14 protein-coding genes and 2 pseudogenes are annotated in these 25,547 nt (G+C 73.6%); 2 read left to right on the forward strand and 14 right to left on the reverse strand.

The window, feature by feature from the left end; translation table 11 throughout:
* The 5 genes from ADL15_RS09860 to ADL15_RS09880 form a co-directional block, all read right to left on the reverse strand.
* On the reverse strand, window positions 1–4,901 hold a 4,901-nt coding region (locus ADL15_RS09860), incomplete at its 3' end, for a type I polyketide synthase (RefSeq protein ID WP_157441267.1).
* A complete protein-coding gene (locus ADL15_RS09865) occupies window positions 4,898–6,577 on the reverse strand; it encodes an acyl-CoA dehydrogenase family protein (protein WP_067687489.1) in 1,680 nt (559 codons plus the stop codon). The genes ADL15_RS09860 and ADL15_RS09865, both read right to left, overlap by 4 nt.
* Window positions 6,574–8,697, reverse strand: coding sequence for a (Fe-S)-binding protein (locus ADL15_RS09870; RefSeq protein ID WP_067687491.1), 2,124 nt, complete (start codon window positions 8,695–8,697; stop codon window positions 6,574–6,576). The genes ADL15_RS09865 and ADL15_RS09870 overlap by 4 nt, the downstream gene beginning before the upstream one ends.
* Before the next feature lie 5 nt (window positions 8,698–8,702).
* Window positions 8,703–9,668, reverse strand: coding sequence for an electron transfer flavoprotein subunit alpha/FixB family protein (locus tag ADL15_RS09875; RefSeq protein ID WP_067687493.1), 966 nt, complete (start codon window positions 9,666–9,668; stop codon window positions 8,703–8,705).
* A 23-nt stretch (window positions 9,669–9,691) separates the two neighbouring features.
* Window positions 9,692–10,471, reverse strand: a complete 780-nt coding sequence (locus tag ADL15_RS09880) for an electron transfer flavoprotein subunit beta/FixA family protein (protein WP_067687495.1) — start codon at window positions 10,469–10,471, stop codon at window positions 9,692–9,694.
* Between the two features lie 208 nt (window positions 10,472–10,679).
* Between ADL15_RS09880 and ADL15_RS09885 the strand changes: the two genes are divergently transcribed.
* Together ADL15_RS09885 and ADL15_RS09890 are read left to right on the forward strand one after the other, a co-directional pair.
* Entirely contained in the window at window positions 10,680–12,143 is a 1,464-nt protein-coding gene (locus ADL15_RS09885) for a nitronate monooxygenase (RefSeq protein WP_067687496.1), read from the forward strand.
* Window positions 12,144–12,380: 237 nt separating this feature from the next.
* Entirely contained in the window at window positions 12,381–12,893 is a 513-nt protein-coding gene (locus ADL15_RS09890; RefSeq protein WP_067687498.1) for a flavodoxin domain-containing protein, read from the forward strand.
* Between the two features lie 8 nt (window positions 12,894–12,901).
* On the opposite strand, the pseudogene ADL15_RS51240 reads toward ADL15_RS09890, so the two are convergent.
* From ADL15_RS51240 to ADL15_RS09930, 9 genes and pseudogenes are all read right to left on the reverse strand, one after another.
* A pseudogene (locus ADL15_RS51240) lies at window positions 12,902–13,105 on the reverse strand (dienelactone hydrolase family protein); the annotation flags it as partial.
* 155 nt (window positions 13,106–13,260) lie between these two features.
* The gene (locus ADL15_RS09895) at window positions 13,261–14,145 is read right to left on the reverse strand and encodes a 3-hydroxybutyryl-CoA dehydrogenase (protein ID WP_067687500.1); all 885 of its coding nucleotides are present in this window, start codon (window positions 14,143–14,145) and stop codon (window positions 13,261–13,263) included.
* The gene (locus ADL15_RS09900; protein ID WP_067687514.1) at window positions 14,142–15,131 is read right to left on the reverse strand and encodes a 3-oxoacyl-ACP synthase III family protein; all 990 of its coding nucleotides are present in this window, start codon (window positions 15,129–15,131) and stop codon (window positions 14,142–14,144) included. The genes ADL15_RS09895 and ADL15_RS09900 overlap by 4 nt, the downstream gene beginning before the upstream one ends.
* Before the next feature lie 2 nt (window positions 15,132–15,133).
* Window positions 15,134–16,480, reverse strand: a complete 1,347-nt coding sequence (ccrA, locus tag ADL15_RS09905; RefSeq protein WP_067687502.1) for a crotonyl-CoA carboxylase/reductase — start codon at window positions 16,478–16,480, stop codon at window positions 15,134–15,136.
* Window positions 16,481–16,512: 32 nt separating this feature from the next.
* The gene (locus tag ADL15_RS09910) at window positions 16,513–17,295 is read right to left on the reverse strand and encodes a hypothetical protein (RefSeq protein WP_157441268.1); all 783 of its coding nucleotides are present in this window, start codon (window positions 17,293–17,295) and stop codon (window positions 16,513–16,515) included.
* Between the two features lie 53 nt (window positions 17,296–17,348).
* Window positions 17,349–17,990 carry a 4'-phosphopantetheinyl transferase family protein gene (locus ADL15_RS09915; RefSeq protein ID WP_232343997.1) on the reverse strand — a complete coding sequence of 214 codons (642 nt, stop codon included), beginning with the start codon at window positions 17,988–17,990 and terminating at the stop codon, window positions 17,349–17,351.
* Window positions 17,987–19,042, reverse strand: a complete 1,056-nt coding sequence (locus ADL15_RS09920) for a sulfotransferase family protein (RefSeq protein ID WP_198170689.1) — start codon at window positions 19,040–19,042, stop codon at window positions 17,987–17,989. The genes ADL15_RS09915 and ADL15_RS09920 overlap by 4 nt, the downstream gene beginning before the upstream one ends.
* Before the next feature lie 8 nt (window positions 19,043–19,050).
* Window positions 19,051–19,806, reverse strand: a complete 756-nt coding sequence (locus tag ADL15_RS09925) for a thioesterase II family protein (RefSeq protein WP_067687509.1) — start codon at window positions 19,804–19,806, stop codon at window positions 19,051–19,053.
* Window positions 19,803–25,538: pseudogene (locus ADL15_RS09930) on the reverse strand (beta-ketoacyl synthase N-terminal-like domain-containing protein); the annotation flags it as partial. The pseudogene ADL15_RS09930 and the gene ADL15_RS09925, both read right to left, overlap by 4 nt.
* Between the last annotated feature and the right edge of the window lie 9 nt (window positions 25,539–25,547).

A 25,547-nucleotide genomic window follows, 5' to 3' on the forward strand; every position in this document is an offset into this window, starting at 1 on the left:
AGATCCGCCTCGAGATCCAGATCCACATCCAGCAGATCCGGCGGATAACCGGTCAGCTCCGACACGATCCCCACCACCGCCCCGGCGATCTCGTCACCCTCCGGTGCCGGCTGAGCCGGCGCCGCGACGGGCGCGGGCGGTGCCGGTGGCGCGGTGACAACGGGCGGCACGGTGACGACCGGCGGCGTGGTGACGACCGGCGGCGTGGTGACGACCGGCGGCGCGACGGCCACCGGCGGCGGGGGCACCGCGGGGACGCCTGCGTCGGCGATGCGCAGCCGGCGTTGCACGACCTCCAGCCGGGCCTCGGCGCCACCGGCCTCGGTCAGCCAGCGCTGCCAGGCGGCGGGATCGACGATCCGGTACGCGTACCCCAGCTCTGCCGGCGCCCGGTGCCGTCCGTCCGCGAGCGGCGTCCAGCGCAGCAGCGACATGGCGATCTGTGAGCCGAAGCCGGCCGCCAGCCGCAGTGCGTACCGCACCGGGTAGGCGCCGCCGGTCGAGAGGTTGAGCCGGCCCAGCTCGGGGTCGGGTTCCTTGAAGTTGGGCACCGGTGGGACCAGCCCGGTCTCCAGCGTCTTGATGGCGACCACGTCCTCGATGCCGGCGCCCATCGCGTGCCCGGTGAAGCCCTTGGTGTTGGTGATGACGACGGTGTCGGCGTCCGTGCCGAAGACCCGGCGCAGCGCGTTGATCTCGGCGGCCGCGCTGCCGCCACGGGCCGGCGTGTACGTCTCGTGCGAGACGAAGACGGTCTCCGGCGCGATCGTGTGCCGTTGCACGCCGCGTGCCTCGGCACCGTCGAGCAACTGCTCCATGACCTGGCTGATGTGCTCGACGTCGAGCCGGGTGCCGTGGAAGGCGCTGTTGGCGGTGACCGCGCCGAGCACCTCGCAGATCGGTTGCAGGCCGCGCTCGCGGGCGGCGTCGGCGGACTCGACGACGAACGCCGCGGCGCCCATGCCGACGATCATGCCGTGCCGGCGCCGGTCGAACGGGGTCGCGGCCTCCTCGACGATGTCGTCGGTGGCGGCGGCACCGGAGGCCAGGAAGCCCGAGACCACCCAGGGCAGCAGGACGTCGGAGGTGACGTCGTCCGCGGAGACCACCACGACGCGGCGGCAGCGGCCGACCCGGATCCAGTCCTCGGCCAGCGCGGTCGCCTGCGTGGTGCTCGCACAGGCGGCGTTGATCTGGGTGTTCGGCCCACGGGCGCCGATGATCTCCGCGAACTGGGAGTGACCCATCGACAGGCAGCGGAACAGGAACCGCCGGTCGAACAGGTACGGGTCGGTCTCCAGCGCGTGCCGCAGCTCGGCGATCCGCCGGTCCACCTCGGCGGTGGCCGCCTCGCCGCCGCCCAGCCGGGCCCGGACCGCCTCGAGGGCGAGCAGCTGCTCGCGGCGGCCCCGGTCGGTGACGTAGCGCTCGATATCCCGGGCGAAGTTGTCGTAGCCGGGGAAGGCCGAGGCGAAGATGACCCCGGTGTCGTCGCGCATCGACGCGGGCAGGCCCCAACGGTCCGGCAGACGAGTGCCGAGCGTGGTGTCCTTGTAGTGCATCACCAGTGGGATGCCGGCGTCGCGCAGCGCGTCGAAACCGGCGCCGATGGCCAGCCGGGTGGCGTTGTCCAGCGCGGCGTCGCGGGTGGCGTCCACACCGAACTGGCCGACCATGTCGACCGGTGCGGCCCGGCCGGCCAGCTTGACGACGTCGGCCTCGTTGTCGATGGTCTCGAAGGTGGGGTCTCCGGTCTCCCGCTTCACCAGGCGGGTGATGTGCCGGTCCACCACGGCGCGGCGCAGCCGGTGCGGGATGGTGTCGATGAACTGCTGGCCGGCCAGGATCCGGGCGATGTTCTCGTCGTCGAAGACCCGCTCCACGCCGGGCAGCCCGAGCGCGGCGCCGGTCACCACGACCGGCTCGGGGCCGGCGGTGGGCGGGCCGCCGGGGCGGCCGCCCGAGTAGATCTGCAGGCCGCGTTCGAGAACGTCGGCGAAGAGGTGACCGAGTTCGGCGTACCGGTCGGTGGTCATGGGGGTCCTTTCCGGCGTGGTCGGGACAGCTCTGGCGGTGGCCGCTGCGGTGGCCCGGCCGGCCTGCGCCGGCGCGGCGAAGCCGAGGCCGGCGGCGTAAAGGCCGCAGAGGGCCTGGTTGAAGGAGGCCACGTCGCCGGCCTTAGGGTGGTTGGTGAACAGCGCCAGCACGTCGTCACCGAGGACGTCCTCGACGAAGCCGTGCAGCGCCTTCTTGGGGCCGACCTCCACGAAGATCCGGGCACCGGCCGCGTAGAGCGTGTGCAGTCCCTTGACGAACTGCACCGGCGAGGCGACCTGCCGGCCGAGCAGGTCGAGCATGGCCTCCATGTCGGCGTCGGGCGGGTAGAACTCGCCGGTCACGTTCGAGACGACGGGCCGCACCGGCGCGTGCAGGTCCAGGCGGCGCAGGGCCACCTTGAGCGGCTCGCTGGCCGGCGCCACGATCTCGGTGTGGAAGGCGTGGCTGACCGGGATCCGGGTGGCGGTCAGACCGGCCCGTTCGAACGCGGAGATCGCCCGCTGCACCGCCTCGGTAGCGCCGCCGACGACCGCCTGACTGCCGCTGTTGACGTTGGCGACGACGACGTATCCCTCGGTCGCCGCGACGATCCGCTCGATCTGCTCGAGCGGGCCGAACACCGCCGCCATCGCGCCGTTGTCGGCCATGGTGAGCCCGGCCATCTCCCGGCCGCGGGCGCTCACCGCCTCCAGCGCGGCGTCGAACGACAGCGCACCGGCGGCGACCAGGGCGCCGTACTCGCCCAGGCTGTGCCCCATCACCAGGTCCGGGCGCACGCCGTAGGCGTCCAGCAGCCGGGTCAGCGCCAGGTCGGTGGCGAGCACCGCGGGCTGGGTGATCTCGGTCTGCATCAGCTGCTCTTCCAAGCGATGCCGGGTGGCCTGGTCGCTGTCATCGGCGAAGATGTACCCGGTCAGCGGCCGGCCCAGCAGGGGCGTCATCACCCGGTCCGCCTCGGCGAAGGCGGCCGCCACGAGGGGTTCGCGCGCCCGCAGGTCGCGCAGCATGTTGACGTACTGCGAGCCCTGCCCGGTGTAGAGGAACGCCACCCGGCCCGGCGCGCCGCGACCCAGGTGCACGCCCTGTGCCCGCAGCATCCGCCAGCGCGCCGGGTCACCGGCACGCAGCGCCGTGACCGCCCGACCGGCCTTGGCCGCGAGGTCGGCCGGGTCGGCATAGTCGATGGCGACCCGGACGGCGGCCCCGGCGATCTCGGGATCGGGCGCGGCCGGCGCCGGCGCCCGTCCGGCCGCCGCGTCGGCGGCCAGCCGGTCCAACTGCCCGGCGACGTCGGCCTCGTCGCGGCCGCCGACGACGGCCGCACCCCGCAGCGGCGGCCGAGGCTCGGCCGAGGCGGAGGCCTGCCGGGCGAGGTCGACCCCGGCGTACGAGCGGGCGCTCTCCTGCGGCGGCCGGTGCCGCCCGGGGACGTACTCCTCGAGGACCGCGTGGAAGTTGGTGCCGCCGAAGCCGAAGGCGCTGACCCCGGCGCACCGCACGCCGTGCCGCGGTGCCGGCCACTCGCGCAGCTCGGTGTTGACCCGGAACGGGATGGCGTCCCAGTCCACGTGCGGGTTGGGCTGCTCGAAGTGCAGGCTCGGGGTGAGCACCTTCTCGTGCAGGCCGAGCACCGTCTTGAAGATCCCGGCCGCGCCCGCCGCGGCCTTGAGATGGCCGATGTTGGACTTGACCGACCCGAGCGCGATGGCACCGGTGGCCGCACCGGCCTTGGCGAACACATCGCTGAGGCTGCCGAGCTCGGTGGCGTCGCCGACCCGCGTCGAGGTGCCGTGCGCCTCCACGCAGGAGGCCAGCGCTGGGTCGAGTCCGGCGTTCTGCCAGGCGCGTTCCACCGCGAGCCGCTGTCCCAGCGGGTTCGGGGCGGTGATGCCCTTGCCGCGGCCGTCGCTGGAGCCGCCGAGGCCGAGCAGCACCGCGTAGACGCGGTCGCCGTCGCGTTCAGCGTCGGCGAGGCGTTTGAGCACGAACAGGGCCGCGCCCTCGCCCATCACGAACCCGTCGGCGCCGGCGTCGAACGGGCGTGTGCCGGTGGCGGACAGGGCGCCGATCTTGCAGAACTTGACGAACGCGGCCGCGTTCATGTTGCGGTCCACGCCGCCGGTGACCGCGACATCGAAGTCCCCGGCCTGCAGTCCGCGGACCGCCGCGGACATGGCGGCGAGCCCGGAGGCGCAGGCCGCGTCGGTGGTGAAGTTCGGTCCGCGGAAGTTGAACAGGTTGGCGATCCGGCCGGCGATCACGTTGGCCAGTTCGCCGGGCATGGTGTCCTCGGTGATCTCCGGAAGACCGGCCAGGAACGGGTCGCGGGTCTCGGCCAGCACCGCGGCGCGGACCGGTTCGGGCAGCTGGGCGAAGGACGGCGCCGACCGCAGCCGATGCACCACCTCGTCGAACTGCACCCGCAGCACGGTGCGGTAGTGCTTGTCCCCGCCGATGGCGTTGCCGATGATGACGGCCACCCGTTCCGGGTCGACAGTCCAGTCCGGCCAGCCGGCGTCGAGCAGCGCCGACCGGGCGGTGGCGACGGACCACTTCTGGCCCTCCTCCATCTGGGCGGAGACCGCCGGTGGCACGGGCAGCCGCCAGGCCAGCGGATCCCAGGTGAAGTCGCGGACCCAGCCGCCGATGCGGGAGTACGTCTTGTCGGGGGCGTGCGGGTCGGGGTCGTAGTGCAGAGCCGGGTCCCAGCGCTCCGGCGGCACCTCGCTGATCGAGTAGCGGCCGGTCCTGATGTTGGTCCAGAAGGTGGCGGCGTCCGGTGCGTCGGGCATGACGGCGCCGAGCCCGATGACGGCGATGGGTACGGGACGTACGGCGGTCATGACGCAGCCTCCCGAGGTGCGATCCGGTCGTACAGTGCGTCGGCGATGTGGTCGAGGTCGGCGAGCAGTCCGGTCTGCGCGGTGCGTACCCGGTCCAGCGGCAGCGCGGCGGCGGGGTCCGTGCCGGTGGGCGCCGGTTGTGCCCCGAGGACCAGCCGCAACCCCTCGTCGGCGACCTTGAGCGCGGCCTCGCGGGCGAAGACGCGGCTGATCGCCGCCAGGGTGGCCGATGGGAAGCGCCGGTCCGCCTTCTCCGGCAGGGTCCCGGCAGCGGCCGTGGCGGCGCGGCGGGCGAGCACGCCGGCGCACTCCGCCCAGGCGATCAGTTCGCCCAGGCGCAACAGGACGTGCTGGTTGCGGGTGAGCCGGCCGGTCCGGCAGGCGTCCAGCACCGCGGCCAGGCAGTCCAGCGCCAGGGCGGCGATCGGCCCGCCGGAGGTGGCGGGCAGCGCGGCCAGGTCGCGGGCGTCGTCGCGGTGGTACCGGCCGGCGCTCTTGAGGTGCTGCTGCCACCGGTCACGGGCGATCGTCATCTCGAGGATCTCCGAGGTGCCCTCGTAGATCGTGGTGATCCGGACGTCGCGTTTGATCTTCTCGACCAGGTAGGGCCGGGTGTATCCGTACCCGCCGTGCGCCTGGATCGCCGCCTCGGCCGCGGCGTTGCCGGCCTCGGTGGCCAGGTACTTCGCGATGGCGCCCGCGGTGTTCAGCGCCCCGTCCGTGCCCTCCCCGGCGTCGAGGCGGGCGGCGGTCTCCTCCACGAAGGCGCGTGCCGCCTCCAGCCGGACCGCGTGCGGGACGATCAGCTTGTGGGTATAGCCCTGCTTCTCGGCGAGCGGCGCGCCGCCCTGGGTCCGGCTCGCGGAATAGGCGATGGCCCGGTCGAGCGCCTCCCAGCCGCCACCGAGCCCGAACGCGGCGACCATCACCCGGGTGTAGCCGAAGACCTGCTGCGCCTGGACGAGCCCACGGCCCTCGACCCGGCCGACCAGGTTCTCCGCAGGCACCAGCACGTCGTCGAGGAACAGCGCCGCGGTGTTGGACAGCCGGATGCCGTGTTTGTCCTCGGGCGCAGCGGTGGTGAAGCCGGGGGTGCCGCGTTCGACGATGAACCAGGACGGCCCGCCGGGCGCGAGCGCGAGGATCGTGCAGACGTCCGCGACAGTCCCGTTGCTGATCCACTGTTTGCGCCCGGTCAGCCGGTACCCGGTGAGCCGTCCCCCGCTCTGTACCGGCGTGGCGGTGGTGGTCAGCGCGCCCAGGTCGCTGCCCGCCTCCGGCTCGGTGGCGCCGTAGGCGAACAGGATGCCCTGTTCGGCGATCCGGCCGAGCCACTCCTTGCGCTGCTCCGGGGTGGCGCCGACCAGGATCGGGTCGCTGCCGAGGAAGGTGGCGAACACCGACGTGGCGACGCCGATGTCGATGCGGGCCATCCGCTCGCAGATCCGGTACGAGTCGAACGCGCCGCCGCCCAGACCGCCGTACTCCTCGGGGACGAACACGAGGTGGACGCCGAGGTCGTCGCCGCACATGCCGCGGACGGTCTCTTCGGGGCACACGTCGTCACGGTCCAGTTCGAGTCGCCGGCTCTCGGGCAACTGCTGGGCGAGGAAGTCGTCCAGGGAGGACAACATCAGGTGCAGGGTGTCCCAGTCGAGGCCGGTGGTCGTCGTCATGGCTGCGCCCTTCCGGGGTCGTTCGTGAGCAGGGGATCGGATGCGCGTACCGATCGCAGCAGGACCTCCGCCACGTCGGTGACCACGACCTGACCGCCGTCCCGGTCCGGTTCCTGGCGCAGTGCCACGCCGTCGGCGAGCATGTCGACGCAGTACGGGCAGGCGGCCGCCACGATGTCCGGCTCGGCGGCGAGCAGTTCGTCGGTGCGGGTCTCGTTGATGCGGGTGCCGAGCGTCTCGTCCAGCCACATCCGGGCGCCGCCGGCGCCGCAGCAGAAGGACCGTTCCCGGGTGCGTTCGGGCTCCACGAGACGGATGCCGGGCAGGTCGCCGAGGATCTCGCGCGGCGGTGCGAAGACCCGGTTGTGCCGGCCCAGATAGCACGGGTCGTGATAGGTGACGGTGGCGTCGACCGGCGTCACCGGGGTGAGGCGGCCGTCGGCGACGAGCCGGGCCAGCAGCTGGGTGTGGTGCAGGACCTCGTAGTCGCCGCCCAGTTGCGGGTATTCGTTGGCCAGGGTGTTGAAGCAGTGCGCGCAGGTGGCGACTATCCGGCGTACGCCCGCGCCATTGAGCGTCTCGACGTTGCGCATGGCGAGCTGCTGGAAGAGCAGTTCGTGGCCGATGCGCCGGGCCGGGTCACCGGTGCAGGTCTCGCCGCTGCCGAGGACGGCGAACCGGACCCCGGCGGTGTGCAGCAGCTGGGCCACCACGCGGCTGGTGCGCTGGGCCCGGTCGTCGAAGGCACCGGCGCAGCCCACCCAGAACAGGTACTCCAGGTCGTCGGGGATGCGGTCGCCATCCAGCGTGCGCACCTCGAAGTCCAGCCCGGCGGTCCATTCGGTACGGGCCCCCGAACCCCGACCCCAGGGGTCACCGGCGTGCTCCAGGTTGCGGAGCAGCACTCCGGCCTCGGGCGGGAAGCTGGACTCCATCAACACCTGGTAGCGGCGCATGTCGACGACGTGGTCGACGTGTTCGATGTCGACCGGGCACTGTTCTACGCAGGCACCGCAGGTGGTGCACGACCAGAGCACGTCGGGGTGGACGACACCCTCGGCACCGACCAGCGGGGTCAGCGCCGCGGCCGACGCCAGCGCGTCCACCCGGGACCGGTCGGTAGCGAGCAGGTACGGCGCCGCGGCCAGCGCGTGATCGCGCAGGGCCATCACCAGCAGCTTCGGTGACAGCGGCTTGCCGGTGTTCCAGGCCGGGCACTGCGACTGGCACCGCCCGCACTCGGTGCAGGTGGCGAAGTCGAGCAGGCCTTTCCAGGTGAAGTCGGTGATCGAGCCACGGCCGATCACGTCATCCTCGCCGGGGTCCTCGAAGTCGACCGGCTTGCCGGCGGAGTGCACCGGCAGCAGGGCGCCCAGGGCGCGCGGCCGGCGGCTCAGCGCGACGTTGCCGGCCGCGGTGAAGACGTGCAGGTGCTTGGAGTGGACCACGATGACCAGGAACAGCAGCAGTACGCCGAGCGCCAGGAGCAGGCCGGCGGTCTCGGCGACGTCGTTGCCGGTGGCGCCGAGCGGCTCCAGCAGCCGGGCCGCCGCCTCGGAGGCGAAGGCACCGGCCGGGAACGGGAAGTTACCGGTGTTGATCTGGGCGCCGCGGTAGAGCAGCAGGCTCCACACCACGTTGAAGATCATGAAAAGGACCAGCCACGCGGCGTCCAGATGGGAGCCGAAGAACCGGGAGCGGCGGCCCTCACGGCCCGGCGAGTGCCGGATCCGGATCGCCGCGAAGGCCATCACCGAGACCAGCGTGGCGAGGATGAACAGGTCCTCCAGGAAGCCGAGCCAGGGCTGAGTACCGATCAGCGGCAGGTGGAAGTCGCGCTGGAACAACGCGCCGTACCCTTCGACGATCGTCAGCGCGAGCACCAGGAAGCCCCAGAACGCGAGCACGTGCGCCACCCCGGGAACCGTCCAGGTCAGCAGCTTGCGCTGGCCGAGAACCTCGGTGAGCTCGGCGCGCAGCCGGGCCGCCACGCCGGTGGTCCGGCCCGGCTCCACCGGCTGCGCGGCACGGCCCAGCCGGTGCAGCATGGCGATCCGCCGGCCGGCGACGAAGAACGCCACCGCGGTCATCACCAGTCCGATGACGAGTCGAAGAGCCATGGCGGTCAGCCCTTGCGCTTCCGGATCTCGTCGATCAGGGCCGGCACGACGGTGTGCAGGTCCCCCACCACGCCGAAGTCGGCGATCTGGAAAATCGGCGCCTTCGGGTCCTTGTTGATCGCGATGATGGTCCGGGACCCCTGCATGCCGGCCCGGTGCTGGATCGCTCCGGAGATGCCACCGGCCAGGTAGAGCTGCGGGGCGACGGTCTTGCCGGTCTGCCCGATCTGCAAGTCGTGCGGGCACCAGGTGAGGTCGGTCGCGGCCCGGGAAGCGCCGACGGCTCCACCCAGCGCGTCGGCCAGGCGCTCGATCACCGCGAAGCCCTCGGCGGAGCCGGCGCCACGGCCGCCGGCGACCACGACGGTGGCGTCGGTGAGTCCGGGCCGTCCGGTGGCGGCTTTCGCCCGGCTCGCCACCACGTGGGGGACCGCGGCGGAAACCGGCTCGGCGGTGACTGTCCGGACGGCGGCGCGGGCCGGCTCGGGCGCGGGCTCGGCGGTGACGGCGTTCGGGCGTACCGTGATCACCGGGGTTCCGCGCCGGACCCGGCTCTCCGTGAACCAACCGCCGGCGAACACCGACTGGGTGGCCACCGGGCCGTCCGGGCCGGCGCTCACGTCGACCGCGTCGGTGATGATGCCGGCGTCGAGGCGCACCGCGACGCGGGCGGCGACCTCCGTGCCGCCCGGCCCGGAGCTGACCAGGACGGCGGCCGGCGCGATGCCGGCGGCCAGGTCGGCCAGCGCCAGCGCCTCGACCATCGGCTGGTACGACGGCGGCTCCGGCGGCGTGATCGAGTACACCGTCGTCACGCCGTACCGGCCGAGCGCGTCGATCAGCGCCTCGCCCGCGTCGCCGTGCACCACGGCCGCGGGTTCGCCGAGCCGGCGCGCCAGCGTCAGCAGTTCCAGGCTCGGCTTCCGGATGACCCCGTCGTCGTGGTGGACGAGGACCAGGACTGTGCTCACCGCAGCCTCCCAGGGCTTGTGGTCTACAACAACTTGTTGGCGGCGAGGAAGTCGGCCAGCCGGACGGCGGCGTCGCCCTCGTCGGTGATGACCGTGCCCGCCTCGCGGGGCGGCCGGGGACGGACCGCGCGGACCTCGGTGGCCGCACCGGCGGCGCCGACCTGTCCGGCAGCGATCTCAAGGTCGGCCAGCGACCGGGTGGTGACCGGCTTGCGCTTGGCCGCGACGATCCCCTTGAAGGACGGGTAGCGGGCCTCACCGGACCGGTCGGTGACCGTCACCAGGGCCGGCAGCGGCGCGGCGACCTCCTCGGTCGCGTCGTCGGTGTCGCGCTCGACGGTGACGGTGTCGCAGTCGACCCGGACCGCGGTGGCGTTCACCAGCGCCGGCAGGCCGAGCCGGTCGGCCACCATCACCGGCACCACGGCCATCTCCGCATCGGTGGACGCCATGCCGCAGATGATCAGGTCGGCGTCCGTCCGCCGCAGCGCGGCCGCGAGGACGAGCGAGGTGCCGACGGCATCCGTGCCGTGCAGCGCGTCGTCGAGGATGTGCACCGCCCGGTCACCGCCCATCGCGAGTGCCTTGCGCACCGCCTCGACGGCCCGGGCCGGGCCCATCGTCAGATAGGTGATCTCGGTGGCGACGCCCGCCTCGGCGAGCCGGACGGCCTGTTCGACGGCGTACTCGTCCAGTTCGGAGAGCCGGCCGTCGACGCTCGCCCGGTCCACGGTGCGGTCATCGGCGAAACGCCAGGTGGCCGTCGCCTCCGGGACATATTTGATCAGGACTGCGATCTTCATGACGAAACCGCCTGGGCTAGAAGGGTCCTGACTACGCAGCGTATGGACTGTGGTCGATCAACTAAAGGCGCCGATACCCCTGAGAACAGGGACCAATGGCCTCTTGACCGCCGAGCGGAAACCGGTCCGGTGTACGAGGGCCGAACGGCACTGGTGGCAAGCGGCGCCGTGACGCGACGCTCGGTCGAACCGGCGAGGGGAGGACACGATGACGGCCCGATCGGCTCGCGGTCCGCGGATCATCCAGGGCGGCATGGGCGTCGCCGTCTCCGGCTGGCGACTCGCCCGCGCCGTGTCGCTGACCGGTCAGATGGGGGTGGTGTCGGGCACCGCACTGGAGATCGTCTGCGCCCGGCGGCTGCAACAGGGCGACCTCGGCGGTGACATCCGCCGGGCACTGGCGCACTTCCCGGTACCCGGGGTGGCGGAACGGATCCTGCGCACTTACTACGTGGCCGGCGGCAAACCCGCGACGGCGCCGTTCCGGCCGGTGCTGCGGTTCAGTCTGCAGCCGTCCCGGGTGCTCGCCGAGCTCACCATCGCGGCGAACTTCGTCGAGGTGTACCTCGCCAAGGAGGGCCACGACGGCCTGATCGGCATCAACTACCTGCGCAAGATCGAACTGCCGATCCCGTTCGGCTGCTACGGCGCCATGCTCGCCGGCGTCGACCATGTGCTGGTGGGCGCCGGAAACCCCGCCCACCTGCCCGGACTGCTGGACGGGTTGGCCAGCCACCAGCCGGTGGCGCTGCCGGTCCGGGTCCAGGGCGCCACGTCTGCCGACGGCCAGCACGCCATCCGGTTCGACCCCCGGGCGTACGCTCCGCCGGGGCAGCACCCGCTGAAGCGTCCCCGCTTCGACGCCATCGTCGCCTCCGTCGACCTCGCCGAAGGGCTCGCCGCCGATCCCGGCACGCGGCCCGACGGCTTCATCGTGGAAGGCGCCACAGCCGGTGGGCACAACGCCCCGCCGCGCGGCCCGCGCCGCGTCGACGACACCGGTCAGCCCGTCTACGACGACCGCGACGTGGTCGACCCCCGGTCGATGACCCGGTTCGGTCTGCCGTTCTGGATGGCCGGTTCGTACGGCACCCCGGCTGGACTCGCCCGGGCGGTGGCCGCCGGAGCCACCGGCGTGCAGGTGGGCACCGCGTTCGCGTATTGCGAGGAGTCCGGGATGGCCGCCGAGTGGAAGCGCCGCGTCGTGGAACTGGCCGCCCGCGGCGACGTGCCGGTACGCACCGACGGCCGCGCCTCCCCGACCGGTTTCCCGTTCAAGGTGGTGCAGCTGCCGGGAACCCTGTCCGACGAGGACGTCTACGCCGACCGGGAGCGACTGTGCGACCTCGGCGTGCTGCGCACCGCGTACCGCAAGCCGGACGGCTCGGTCGGCTACCGGTGCCCCGCAGAGCCCGTGGCCATGTACCGCAGCCACGGCGGCGGCCGCGAGGCCAACACGGCCGGGCGGCGCTGCCTGTGCAACGGGCTGATGGCGGCCGCCGGCTTCGCTCAGCAGCGGGCCGGCGGCTACACCGAGCCGCCGGTGATCACCGCCGGCACCGACTTCACCGCCGTACGCGAGTTGCTGCGCCGGCTGCCCGCCGACCGGCAGACGTACCGGGCCACCGACGTGGTGGCCCATCTACTGGAAACGGAGAAGGAACTGCCTTGACATCTCCCCCAGCTGAAGCAGGGGGATTCAGCCCTCGCGGATTGAGCTTTCTGCTTCACCGATCGCTGCCGACCCGGACTACCGGCGAGGGACGGTGGACCGCCCATCGGTCTTCTGCAATCTCCACAGACGTAACTTTCGATTCGCCCTGGCGGCGAACCGGCTGCCCCTGGCCTGCTTCGCAGGGAGTCCGTTTCCTCTCCGGCCTGAGGGCCGCAGTATCCACGGAGGTATCCGATGACGGCACTGGTGGCATATGCGACGAGCGGCGGATCCACCGCCGAGATCGCCGGATGGATCGCCGAGGAACTGCGCACCGCCGGCCTGGACACGCGGCTTCTGGCGGCCGGCGAGGTCGACGACGTGGCCGGCTACGAGGCCCTGGTCCTCGGCGCTGCCATGTACGCGGCCGGCTGGCACGCCGATGCCCGCAAGTTCGCCAAACGGTTCGCCGGCCAGTTCGCCGGACGGCCGGTCTGGCTGTTCGACAGCGGCCCGCTCGACCACACCGCCGACGACACCGACCTGCCGCCGAACCACCAGGCCACGGTGGCGATGGAGCTGCTCCAGGCGCGGGAGCACGTGACGTTCGGCGGCCGGATGACCGCCGAGGCGCACGGCTGGCTCGGCTTCCTGTCCCGCCGGATGGCGAAGGAGGGTCACGCCGGCGACTTTCGCAACCCGCCGCGCATCCGGGCCTGGGCACGCGGGGTGGCCGCCGAGATCCTGGCAGCGCGCCAGGGGACCTGACGTTCGCTACCGCCGTGCAGGTCGAAGGCCAACGCTACATATCCCAGCTCGGCGAGGGCATCGGCTCGGCGGTGCTCGACATCGCTTGGCCCCACGCCCTCGGGTCCGAGCAGCACCGCGGGCCGGCGGCCGATGCCGGCCGGGACCGCGAGGTGCCCGATCATCGTCACACCGTCCGCCGGGTAGGCGACCGTGCGCGTCGTCATCGTCATGACTCAATGTTGTTGTCGTCGGGTCCGGTCCGGCCGCTGTTCTGCAGCTGGCAGAACAGCGGAAGGACGCAGGTCGGCGCTTCCTTGCGTACCCATGAAGGGTCTGTCTTGGCGTTGTGGCAGCGGCCTCGCGCGGGACCGCGAACAGTGACCCGTCAGGATGGGTAGTCGAAGAAGCCGCCTCCGGTTTTGCGGCCCAGGCGGCCGGCGGCGACCATCTCGCGCAGCAGGGCCGGGGGTGCGTAGAGCGGCTCGGCAAACTCGGCGTGCAGGGCGACGGCTACCGACTCGATGACGTCCAGGCCGATCAGGTCGGTCAGTTCCAGCGGGCCGAGCGGGTGGGAGCAGCCGAGTTTCATGCCGCGGTCGATGTCGGCGGCGACGGCGTGGCCGCTCTGCACCATCCGGACCGCTGCCAGCAGGTACGGCACCAGCAGCGCGTTGACCACGAAGCCGCAGCGGTCGGCGGAGCGGATCACTTGTTTGCCGAGTACGCCGGCGGCGAACGCCTCGGCGGTGGCGGTGGCGCGCGGGTCGGTGTCCGGCGCCGAGACCACCTCGGCGAGCGGGAGCACCTGCACCGGGTTGAAGAAGTGCAGGCCCACGACGCGGCCGGGGCGTTCGGTGTGGTCGGCGAGGGTGGCGATGCGCATCGAGGAGGTGTTCGAGGCCAGGACCGCGTGCGGGTCGGTGACCGCGGCGTCGAGGGCCGTGAAGATCGTACGCTTGAGTTTTTCGTCCTCGGGCACGGATTCGAGCACCAGTTGCCGGTCCGCGAGGTCGTCGAGCGCGGTGGTGAACGCGATCGTGGTGAGCGCGTGCTCGCGGTCTTCGGCGGTGAGCTTGCCGCGCGTCACGGCGCGGTCGAGCGAGCGAGCGATCCGGGCGCGGCCGGCGTCCGCGGAGGCCGTGGACGACACCGCGATCCGCACGTCGAGGCCGGCGCGGGCGCACAGCTCGGCGAGTCCGGCGCCCATCGTGCCGCAGCCGACGACACCGACCCGGGTGATGCCTGCGGTCGAGAGCGGTGTGGTGGTCATCGGGTGCCCGTCCAGCGCAGCAGCGCGGCGCCCAGCGACATGCCGCCGCCGAAGCCGGCCAGCAGCACCAGGTCGCCGTCGGTCAGGTGTCCCCCGCTGTCGGCGGCCTCCAGGGCGAGCGCGGTGGACGCGCTGCCGGTGTTGCCGTAGGCCTCCAGCGTGCGGTGGGTCTGTGCGTGGTCGAGCCCGGAGCGGGTCACCAGTTCGCTGAGCAGCACCCCGTTGGCCTGGTGCGGGACGAAGTGGCCGACGTCGGCGAGCCGGTGGCCGGTGCGCTCGACCAGGGTGCGCACCGCGCCGGGGACGTGGTCCATGACGAAGTCGCGGACGCCGCGGCCGTTCATCCGGAACAGGTGGTCGCCGTTGTCGACGGTGTCGTGGGTGGCGGGCATCCGGCTGCCGCCGGCGTCGACCCGGATCAGGCCGCGGGCGGAGCCGTGGCTGGTCAGCTCGAAGTCGAGGAAGCCGCCGGTGGTCACCGGGCCGACGAGCGCCGCGCCGGCGCCGTCGCCGAGCAGCACGACGGTCTTGCGGTCGGTGACGTCCAGGATCCGCGAGTAGACGTCGGCGGCGACGACCAGCGCGTGCGCGCCGGGCTCCTGGGCGACCAGGGCCCGGGCCAGGGCGAGGCCGTAGACGAAGCCGCTGCAGACGACGTTGATGTCGAAGCACGCGGCGCCGGTCGCGCCGATCAGGTCCTGCACCAGGTACGAGGTGGGTGGCTGCGGCGAGTCCGGCGTGGACGTCGAGACGATCAGGTAGCGCAGCGCGGTGGCCGGCAGCCCGGCCCGGTCCAGGGCCTGCTCGGCGGCGTGGGCCGCCAGGTCGGAGGTCGCCTCGTCAGGGGCGGCGTAGCGGCGGGTGACGATCTGCGTCTTGCGTTCGATCCACTCCGGGGTGACGCCGGCCGGGCCGGCCACGTCCGCGCCGGTCACGATCTGTTTCGGTACGTAGGCCCCGGTGGCCAGGATGCCGGTGGCGGACATCGTCACACCCTCGCCGTCGTCGCGTAGCGGCGCCACGAGGTAAGCCGGTCGACGCCGATCCGCTCGCGGGCCTCGGTGTCGGTCACGCCCAGGCCCTCGGTGGGTGCCAGGCAGAGCACACCGACCTTGCCGACGTGCCGGTTGTTCTGCACGAGCCGCAGCGCCTCGCCGGTCTGCTCGAGCGGGTGCACGTCGGTCAGGATCGGCACCAGCCCGCCCTGGCGGAACAGCCGCGCGGTGTCCCACTGCTCCTGCAGGTTGGCGATGTGGCTGCCGATCACCCGCTTGAGGTTCATCCACAGGTACCGGTTGTCGTACTGGTGCTGGTAGCCGGTGCTCGACCCGCAGGTGACGACCGTGCCGCCGCGGCGGACCACGTGCACCGACGTACCGAAGGTGGCCCGGCCGACGTAGTCGAACGCGATGTGCGGGTCCTCGCCCAGCTCGGTGCGGATCCGGCGGCCGAGGCGCTTGCCGTACTCGACGGCGTCCGCCGGGGTGTCGGCGCCCTCGCCCATGCCCAGCTCGCTACGGTTGATGATCACGTCGCAGCCCTGCTCGCGCAGGATCTGCGCCTTGTGCTCGGAGCTGACCACGCCGACCGCGACACCGCCGCCGTTCTTGACCATCTGCACGGCGAAGCCGCCCAGGCCGCCGGTGGCGCCCCAGATCAGCGCGATGTCGCCCTGCTTCATCCGGGCGCCGTTGGCGCCGATCAGCATCCGGTACGCGGTCCCGGCGCACAGCGTGACCGAGGCCGCTTCCTCCCACGTCAGGTGCGGCGGTTTCGGGACGAGCTGGCTGGCCCGGACCACGGTGTAGTGCGCGAGGCCGCCGAAGTTGGTCTCGTAGCCCCAGGCGCGCCCCTCGGGTCCCATCATCGCGTCGGCGTGCGAGCCCGGGTCCTGGTCGTCGACGTAGGCCGGGCTGACCATCACGTGGTCGCCGACCTTCCAGTGCCGTACGCCGTCGCCGACCCGGACCACCACGCCGGCCGCGTCCGAGCCGACGACCTGGTGCGGCAGGTCGTGGCGGGCCGCGTAGCCGCCCTGGCGGGCGAAGCGGCGCACCGCGGTGAACGTCGAGATCGGCTCGAACATCGCCGACCACACCGTGTTGTAGTTAATCGAGCTGGCGAGCACCGCGACGACCACCTCGTCGGGGGCGAGCGCCGGCATCGGCACCGGCCCGACGTGCATCGACCGCCGGACGTCGCGGTCCGCCTCGCCGTCGAACATGCCCGCGTCCTCTTCGCGCAGGTGCGCGGCGAGGTACGACGGGGGCAGCGGGATCCGGGCGAGTTCGTCCGGTGGGGCTCCGGCGAGTACCGCTTCGGCCAACGTGTCCATGGGTGAGTGTCCTCGCGATCTTGGGGGTGCCGTCAGCCGATGACGTCGTAGGCGCCGACGCTCGCGGCCACGGCCACCGGGGACAGGAAGGTGACCGCGGGGAACTGCGGCCAGAAGACGCCACTGTGCGGGAACACCAGCAGGTTCCCCGCGGGTCCGAAGGCGATCAGGTCGGCGAGCGCGTCGCCGGTGAGGTCCGCGGCGGCGACCACGAGAGCGCCGTCCCAGTCGGAGCCCAGGTCGTGCCGGGCGCCGCCGGTCTCGATGGCGCTGATCGCGCCGCCGGGCAGGCGGACCAGCAGTTCGGGGCCGGTGCCGGTGACGTCCGCGGCGCCCAGCAGCACGGCGCCGGGGGTGATCGTGGCGACCGCGTCGCCGAGGTCGGTGGCGGTGCCGAGCCGGACCGTGCCGTCGGCGGCGGACCGCAGCACCCGGTCGGGGCCGGCGGCCCGTGCGACGACGGCCTGCACCGCCGTTCCGGGCCGGTGCGGTGCCGTGCTCAGGTCGCCGATGTCGAACGACGCGGCCGGGGGCAGCAGCACCTCGCGGCCGTCGGGGAGCAGGCAGAGCAGCTGCCGCGCACCGTCACCGGTGAAGTCGCCGGCCACCAGGTGTGGCACCCGGCCGAGGTGAAAGCCGGTGCCGATCCGGACCGGGGCGTCGAAGCTGTCGGCCCGGTAGGCGAACTGCAGCAGGTCGCCGGTGGTGCGGTCGCGCACGACCAGGTCGGTGCCGGCGCCGGGCCGCGGCAGCGACGGGGCGCTCCTGCGCTGCGTGTCCATCCGGCCCTCCGAGCGGTCGTGTCCAGCTGTCACGGGTGATCCTGGGGTGCGGCCGGTGCCGCGCCACACCCCAGGAGCACCCCTAGCTAGGCGGGGACGGCGATCGCGGTGATGAGCAGGCCGTCGCGGCACAGCCAGCGGCCGGTGAACCCGGCCGGCTCGCCGGCGTGGGCGGTCAACACGGTCGCGGTGAACGTGCCGGCCGGGTCCAGCTCGACGTGGGCCTCGCTGAACTCGAGGAACCGGTGGGTGAGCGGGAACCAGGCCTTGTAGACCGATTCCTTCGCGCTGAACAGCAGCCGGTCCCACGGCACGCCGGGTGCGGCGGCCAGCACGGCGTCGCGTTCGGCGGGCAGCGCGATCGCCTCCAGCACACCGTCCGGCAGCGGGTCGGCCGGTTCGGCGTCGAGACCGATCGTGCGCAGGTCACCGGCGTGCGCCACGGCGCAGCCGCGGAACCCCGCGCAGTGGGTCATGCTGCCGACCACGCCCGGCGGCCAGATCGGTGCGCCGCGCAGGCCGGGCAGGATCGGCGCGGGTGGCACCCCGAGCCCGGCCAGGGCGGTCCGCGCGCAGTGCCGCACCGTGGTGAACTCCCGGCGGCGCTTGTCCACCGACCGCGCGATCACCGCTTCCTCGGCGGGGAACAGCGCCGGGCCGGGCGGGTCGGTACGGGTCTCGGCGGTGACCACCGGCGCCGCGAACAGCGCCGCCAGCAGGCCGGTCACAGCGGCACGTGCAGCAGCACGCCGGCCGCCGCCGCGAGCACCGCGTCGACGGCCGTCCCCGGTGCGCAGGACCGGCGCAGGGCGGCGCGCAGCCGGGTGTCCAGCCGGGACGAGGCCCCGCGCCGGTCCCGGTCGACCAGCCCGGCCGCGGCGGTCAGCCAGGACCGGTTCGCCGGTACGCCGAGGAAGCCGGCCAGCCGGGACAGCTGACCGCGCGGGTCGGCGACCACCTGCTCGTACGCGAGCATCGTCCACCTGTCGCCGGGCAGCCGCAGCAACTCGTCGGCGCCTTCGCGGGTCATCTCCGACCACAGCGCGCCGAACGCGGTGACCGGCACGTCCCGGGCCATCAGCCGGGGCAGCTCGGCCGGGTCGGCCAGCATCCGGCCCACCTCCGGCGGCAGCAGCGGCATCTGGGCCGGGCCGAGCTGTTCCGGGCCGCTGACCCCGGTGACGCGGGCGGCGGCCCGGCCCATCAGCATCAGCCGGAACCCGGCATGCCGGCTCATCGACAGCGCCGAGTCCACGCCGTCGCGGGTCAGGTAGACGAACCGCGCGTCGGGGAACGCCTCGCGCAGCCGGGGCAGCAGGCTCAGCGAGCCGCCGGAGCGCTCCACCACGACCGGTCGCCCGCACCGGCCGGCCAGGAAGGTGAACAGCTGTCGGTAGTGCTCGGCGATCGGCCGGACCGGCCACAACGGCACCTCGGCGGCGAGCTCGTCGTAGAGCGCGTCCGGGTCGTCGGTGAGCATCGGCAGCGTCATGTGGCAGATCAGCGGGACGCCGCGCGCCGGGTCGAACCGGCCGGTGGCGTACGGGTAGATCAGCTCGGAGACGGTGAGCCCCGCGGTGACCATGGTGTCCACGGCGGGGTCGGGCTCGCTGAGCATCCGCCAGAACGCGGCGCCGTCCGGGGACCCGTCGAACGGGTGCCGGGCGCGTACGGTGCTGAACAGCTCGCTGAGGCTGAGCACCTCGGGGTGCAGGCGCAGCATCCGGGAGAGCATGGTCGATCCGCACCGGCCGGTGCTGATCACGAAGGTCGGTGCCACGGCCATCCTCAGGGGGTCAGGGAGAGCAGCTGGTCGCTGATCAGGTTGATCACCGCGCGCTGGTGCTGGGCGAGGTAGAAGTGCCCGCCGGGGAAGGTCCGCAGCTCGAAACCGCCGGTGGTGTGCTCACCCCAGGCCTCGGCCTCGTCCAGGCTCACCTTCGGGTCGGTGTCGCCGACCAGCGCCACGATCGGGCACGCCAGCGGCGGGGCCGGCTGCCAGCGGTACGTCTCGGCGGCCGTGTAGTCGCTGCGGATCGCCGGCAGGATCATCCGCAGCAGCTCCAGGTCGCCGAGGATGCGGGTGTCGGTGCCGCTGAGCGTCTTCAGCTCGGTGACGATGCCCTCGTCGTCGCGCTGGTGCACGGTCTCGACCCGGTGCCGCGACGGCGCCCGCCGGCCGGAGGCGAACAGGGTGACCGGGCCGCTGCCCAGCCCGGTGCGCATCCGCGCCGCGACCTCGTACGCCAGGGTGGCGCCCATGCTGTGCCCGAAGAACGCCAGCGGCCGGTCCATCAGCGGCCGCAACGCCGCGAACGACGCGTCGGCCAGCTCGCCGATGGTGGTCAGCGGCTGCTCCTGCCGGCGGTCCTGCCGGCCCGGGTACTGCAGCGCGACGACCTGCACGGCGGACTGCAGGGCGTCCGAGACCGGGTAGTAGAAGCTGGCCGAGCCGCCGGCGTGCGGGAAGCAGACCAGGGTGACGCGGCTGTTCGGCTCGGAGTGGAACCGGCGGATCCACAGGTTCTCGGCGGGGTTGCTCACGTGGCTGCCTTCGGGTCGAGATCGGTCGGGAGCAGCTCGGACAGCCAGGTGTCGACGGTCCGGGCGGTCGTGGTGGCGTGTTCCTCCATGACGGAGAAGTGGTTGCCGGGGGTGTCCAGGGTGCGGTGCGGCAGCGGCCACGACGAGCGCCAGTCGCCGTCGCGGGACCAGCCGAACATCGGCTCGCCGGCGCGCACCAGCAGCGTCGGTGCGGCGATCGGGCCGGGTTGCCAGCCGTGGAAGAGCCTGACATAGCCGCCCATCGCGGTGAGCCGGGTGTCGTCCATCGGCACGTAGCCGTCCTCGCGTTCGATCATGCCGGCGCTGAGCACCGGCTGGATGCCGGCGAGCGCCTCGACGTCGTGCGAGTAGATGTCGATCAGTACGAGCGCGGCCACGGCGGCGCCGCGGCGTTCCAGCTCGGCGGCGACGCCGTGCGCGAGCATGCCGCCGGACGAGTGCCCGACCAGCACCGCCGGGCGGCCGGCGAGGTGCGCCACGACCGCGTCGGCCTGCGCGGAGATCACCGCTGCGACGCTGGCGGGCAGCAACTCGCCGTGGTGGAAGCCGGGTGCGGCGACCGCAGCCACGCTGCGCCGCCCGCGCAGGGCGCCGGCGAACCGGACGTACTGGTGCGGGCCGGAGATGGCCAGGATCGAGGGCAGGCAGACCAGTGTCGCGCCCTCGGTGCCGGTGGCGAGACGGACCACGTCGACCGGGCGGGGCAGCTCGGCGGCGGTGCGGAACACCGGGCGGAACGCCGCCGCCGCGGTCAGCACCGCGAAGAACTCGCCGCTGCGCCCGGTGGCCGAGGCTTCCCGGAACAGTGTGCCGAGGGTGCCGGCCTGCTGCGGTGCCGCCTCGTCCGGGCGGGCCAGCCGCCCGGCCAGGTGGGTGACCAGGGCGTCCGGGGTGGGGTGGTCGAACAGCAGCGTGGTCGGCAGCGTGAGCCCGGTGGCGGTGCCGAGCCGGTTGCGCAGCTCCACCGAGGTCAGTGAGTCGAAGCCGGCTTCCAGGAACGGCTGGTGCGCGTCGACGTCGTCCGGTGCGGTGTGCCCGAGCACCACCGCGGCCTGCCGGGCGACCAGATCGGCGAGGGCGGCCCGCAGGTCGTCGGCGGGCAGCTGGGTGAGCCGGCGCTGGAAGGCGGCGAGTGCCCGCTGGTCCGGGCCGCCCGCGCCGGCGCCGGCCGGGACGAGACCGGCGAGGACGGCGGGCAGTGCTCCGGCGGACGCGGCGGCGTGCAGGCCGGCCGGGTCGAACGCGACCGGCACCAGCAGGGGCCGGGCGGTGGTCAGGGCGGCGTCGAACGCGGCGAGGCCCTGCGCGGCGGTGAGCGGGAGGATGCCGCCTCGGCGCAGCCGCCGCTGCCCGGCTTCGCCGAGCGCGTCGGCCATACCGGCGTCCCACGGACCCCAGGCGAGCGAGGTGGCGGGGACACCGTCGGCGCGCAGCTGGATCGCGTACGCGTCGAGGAAGGCGTTCGCGGCCGCGTAGTTGCCCTGTCCCGGGTTGCCGAGCACACCGGCCGCCGAGGAGTAGAGCACGAACGCGGCCAGGGGCTGGTCCCGGGTCGCGGCCACCAGCGTGCGGGCGGCGTCCACCTTGGCGCGGAACACCGTGGCGAGCCGGTCCGGCGTCAGGTCGGCGAGCAGCGCGTCGTCGAGGACACCGGCGGCGTGCACCACCGCGGTGATCCGTTCGCCGTGCAGGGCCCGGGCGACCGCCTGCGGGTCGGCGACGTCGCAGACCAGCGAGCGCACGACCGCGCCGGGCAGGTCCACGCCGGTGCCGGAGCGGGACAGCAGCAGCAGGTCACGGACGCCGTGCGCCTGCGCCAGGTGGTGCACGAGCAGGCTGCCGAGCGTACCGCCCGCGCCGGTGACCAGGACCGTGCCGGCGCCGAACGTCACCGGGCCCGCCGCGGTGTGCTCCGGGCGCAGCCGGGCGAGCCGCGGCACCAGCGGGACGCCGTCGCGGATCACGGCCTGTGCCAGCGGGTAGCTCGCATCGTCCGGTCCGTCGAGCAGCCGCAGCCGGTCCGGGTGTTCGGCCTGCGCCGAGCGGACCAGGCCCCACAGCGCGGCGCCGTCGGGGTCGGTGACCCGTTCACCCACCGCTCCGTGGGTGCGCACCACCAGCTGCGCGGACGCCCACGCCGGGTCGGCGAGCCAGGTCTGCAGCAGGGTGAGCAGGGCGGCGGTCCGGGTTCCGGCGGGCCCCGGCGCGGTCGCGTCCACCAGCAGGGTCGCCACCGGGGACGGCAGTGCGGCGCCGAGCGGCACGACGGCGTCCGGTGCCGTGGCGGTCGCCTCCTGCGGCACCCAGGCGACGTCGTACAGCAGCCGGTCGGCCGCGGCGCCGCCGAACCGGTCGGTGGCGACCGGGCGCAGCGTGATCCGTTCGAAGGTGGCCACCGGCAGGCCGGTGTCGTCGGCCAGGTCCAGCCGGATCGCGTCGGCGCCGTCCGCGGCGGTCAGCCGGGCGCGCAGGGCGGCGCCGGCCGGGCCGAACCGGTGCACGCCGGCGACCGCGAACGGCAGCCGCAGGCCGTCGCCGGGCAGCAGCGCGGCCGGGCCGATCGCGTGCAGCACCGCGTCGGCCAGCGCCGGGTGCAGGCCGTACCCGTCGGTGGGCGCGTCCGTGCGCACCTCGGCGAACACTTCGGGGCCGCGGCGCCACAGCCGGCGCAGGCCGCGGAACGCCGGGCCGTAGCCGAGGCCGGCCTCGGCGAACGTCTCGTAGAGCCCGGTCAGCGGCAGTTCCTCGGCGCCGTCCGGCGGCCAGCTCACCAGGTCGGCGTCGACGTCCGCGGGCTCGGCGGCGGACAGCGTGCCGGTGGCGTGGGTGGTCCAGGGCTCGCCATCGGCGGCCCGGGACCGGACGGTGACCGTGTGGACACGATCAATCTCGGTCACGGTGACCCGGATCGCGGCGGCACCCCGCTCGGGCAGGGTGAGCGGCGCCTGGAAGACCAGCTCGTCCAGGGCGGGTACGCCGGCGCGGGCACCGGCGGCCAGGGCCAGCTCGGCGAGGGCGGTGCCGGGCAGCACGGCCCGGCCCCGCACGGTGTGCTCGGTGAGCCAGGGCTGGCCGGCCGGTTCCAGGGTGCCGGTGAGCACCAGGGTCGCGGTGTCCGGCAGCTCGACGGCGGCGCCGAGCAGCGGGTGCCCGCCGGGGTCGAGGCCGAGGCCGGCGGCGTCACCGCCCCCGCCGGGGCCGGGGCGGGGCCACAGCCGGCGGTGGGTGAACGGGTAGGTGGGCAGGTCGGTGTGCCCGCCGTCGCCGGTGACCGCGGGCCAGTCCACGGCGGTGCCGGCGGTGAACAGCGTGGCGATCGCGCTGAGCAGGGTTGCGGGTTCGCTGCGCTCGCGGCGCAGGGCGCCCACGGCGTCGGGTATCAGGGTGGCGAGGACGGTGTCCGGGCCGAGCTCCAGGACCCGGGTCGCGTCGAGGCGGGTCACGGCGTCGGCGAACCGCACCGGTTCGCGGACCTGCCGCACCCAGTACTCCGGATCGGTCCAGTCCCCACCGTCCGCCACGGTCGAGACCACGGCCAGACGCGGCTCAGCGAACGTCAGCGCCTTCACCGCGACCCGGAAGTCGTCGAGCATCGGTTCCATCAGCCGCGAGTGGAACGCGTGGCTCGCGCGCAGCCGCGTCGTCTTCCAGCCGTGGGCTTCGACGGGCGCGATGTCCTCGGCAAGGCCGGACACCACCACTGCGTGCGGCCCATTGACCGCCGCGACGTCGACGTCCGGGAACACCGCCCGGACCTGGTCCTCGGACGCCTGCACCGCCAGCATCGAACCACCAGCGGGCAACGCCTGCATCAGACGGCTCCGCGCGGAGACCAACGTGGCAGCGTCGGCCAGGGTCAGCACTCCGGCCGCATACGCCGCCGCGATCTCACCGATCGAGTGCCCGGCGACCACGTCCGGGTGGATGCCCCACGAGCGCACCAAGGCAAGCAGGGCAACTTCCAGGGCAAAAATCGCCGGCTGGGCCCAGCCGGTCTGCTCCACGGCGTCGTAGAGACCGCGACCCATGTCGAGGCGCTGCGAGCCCTGGCCGGTGAAGACGACAGCGAGCCGGCCGGGCTGCCCGGCAACACCGCGGACCGTGCCACCCGCGGCCAGCGCGGCCGCCAGCTCGGACCGGTCACGGCCGAGCGCCACGGCGCGGTACGGCAGGCGGGCGCGCCCGGCGAGCGTGGCGGCCACCGCGGGCAGCGACACACCGGGATGGCCGGCCAGGTGGGCGGCGACCCGGGCGAGCTGCGCGTCCAGGGCCTGCTCATCGGCGGCGGCGAACACCAGCGGAGTGACCGGCAGTGCGGCTGGCGCCGCCGGAACCTCGTCGGGAACGGCTTCGAGGATGACGTGTGCGTTGGTGCCGCTGATCCCGAACGACGACACCGCGGCCCGGCGCGGCCGGTCCACCGCGGGCCAGTCCCGCGACGAGGTCAGCAGTTCCACCGCGCCTGCCGTCCAGTCCACCTGGGTCGACGGGGTGGCGGCGTGCAGGGTGGCCGGCAGCCTGCCGTGCCGCATGGCCTCGACCATCTTGATGATCCCGGCGACGCCGGCGGCGGCCTGGGTGTGCCCGAGGTTCGACTTGACCGAGCCCAGCCAGAGCGGCTCGGTGCGGCGCTGGCCGTACGTGGCCAGCAGCGCCTGCGCCTCGATCGGGTCGCCGAGCGGGGTGCCGGTGCCGTGCGCCTCGACGGCGTCGACGTCGCCGGGTTCGAGCTGGGCGGCGGCCAGCGCGGCCAGGATGACGCGCTGCTGCGACGGCCCGTTCGGCGCGGTCAGCCCGTTGGACGCGCCGTCGGAGTTGACCGCGCTCCCCCGCACCACCGCGAGGACCGGGTGGCCGAGGCGCCGTGCGTCGGACAACCGCTCGACCAGCAGCATCCCGACGCCCTCACCCCAGCCGGTGCCGTCGGCGTCGTCGGCGAACGACTTGCACCGGCCGTCCGGCGCCAGCCCGCGCTGCCGGGAGAAGCCGACAAACGTGTTCGGGGTGGCCATCACCGTGACCCCACCGGCGAGGGCCATCTCGCACTCGCGGTTGCGCAGCGCCTGCACGGCCAGGTGCAGCGCCACCAGCGACGAGGAGCAGGCGGTGTCGACGGTGACGGTCGGCCCCTCGAGTCCGAACGTGTAGGCGACCCGGCCGGAGGCGATGCTGCCGCCGGTGCCCATGAACCCCTCGGCAGCGTCCGAGGAACCGCTGACCACCAGGGCGTAGTCGTTGTACATCACTCCGGCGAACACTCCGGTCCGGGAGCCGCGCAGCGCCGCGGGCTCCAGCCCGGCGCGCTCGATCGCCTCCCAGGACGTCTCCAGCAGCAGCCGGTGCTGCGGGTCCATGGCCAGGGCCTCGCGCGGTGAGATGCCGAACAGGCCGGGGTCGAAGTCGGCTGCGCCGGGCAGGAAACCACCCTGATTCGAGTACGTCGTACCGGGGTGGTCCGGGTCCGGGTGGTAGAGGGTGTCGACGTCCCAGCCACGGTTGTCCGGGAACGGCCCGATGGCGTCGCGCCCGGCCGCCACCAGGTCCCAGAGGTCCTGCGGTGAGCCGACGCCGCCGGGGAACCGGCAGGCCATGCCGACGATCGCGATCGGCTCGACGGCGGACTGCTCGGCGCCGCGCAGCCGTTCGCGGGTGTCGTGCAGCTCGGCGGTGACCCGCTTGAGGAAGTACCGCAGCCGGTCCTCCGGGACCTGTCCTGGCTC

It is taken from the genome of Actinoplanes awajinensis subsp. mycoplanecinus, assembly GCF_001509495.1.
Classification (GTDB): Bacteria; Actinomycetota; Actinomycetes; order Mycobacteriales; family Micromonosporaceae; genus Actinoplanes; species Actinoplanes palleronii.

Bases quoted from the DNA above. Each gene is read 5' to 3' on its own strand.
- ADL15_RS09890 (WP_067687498.1), top strand. From the start codon at position 12,381: ATGACGGCACTGGTGGCATATGCGACGAGCGGCGGATCCACCGCCGAG.
- ADL15_RS09865 (WP_067687489.1), bottom strand. From the start codon at position 6,577: ATGACGACGACCACCGGCCTCGACTGGGACACCCTGCACCTGATGTTG.
- ADL15_RS09880 (WP_067687495.1), bottom strand. From the start codon at position 10,471: ATGAAGATCGCAGTCCTGATCAAATATGTCCCGGAGGCGACGGCCACC.
- ADL15_RS09900 (WP_067687514.1), bottom strand. From the start codon at position 15,131: ATGTCCGCCACCGGCATCCTGGCCACCGGGGCCTACGTACCGAAACAG.
- ADL15_RS09895 (WP_067687500.1), bottom strand. From the start codon at position 14,145: ATGACCACCACACCGCTCTCGACCGCAGGCATCACCCGGGTCGGTGTC.
- ADL15_RS09870 (WP_067687491.1), bottom strand. From the start codon at position 8,697: ATGGCTCTTCGACTCGTCATCGGACTGGTGATGACCGCGGTGGCGTTC.
- ADL15_RS09885 (WP_067687496.1), top strand. From the start codon at position 10,680: ATGACGGCCCGATCGGCTCGCGGTCCGCGGATCATCCAGGGCGGCATG.
- ccrA (WP_067687502.1), bottom strand. From the start codon at position 16,480: ATGGACACGTTGGCCGAAGCGGTACTCGCCGGAGCCCCACCGGACGAA.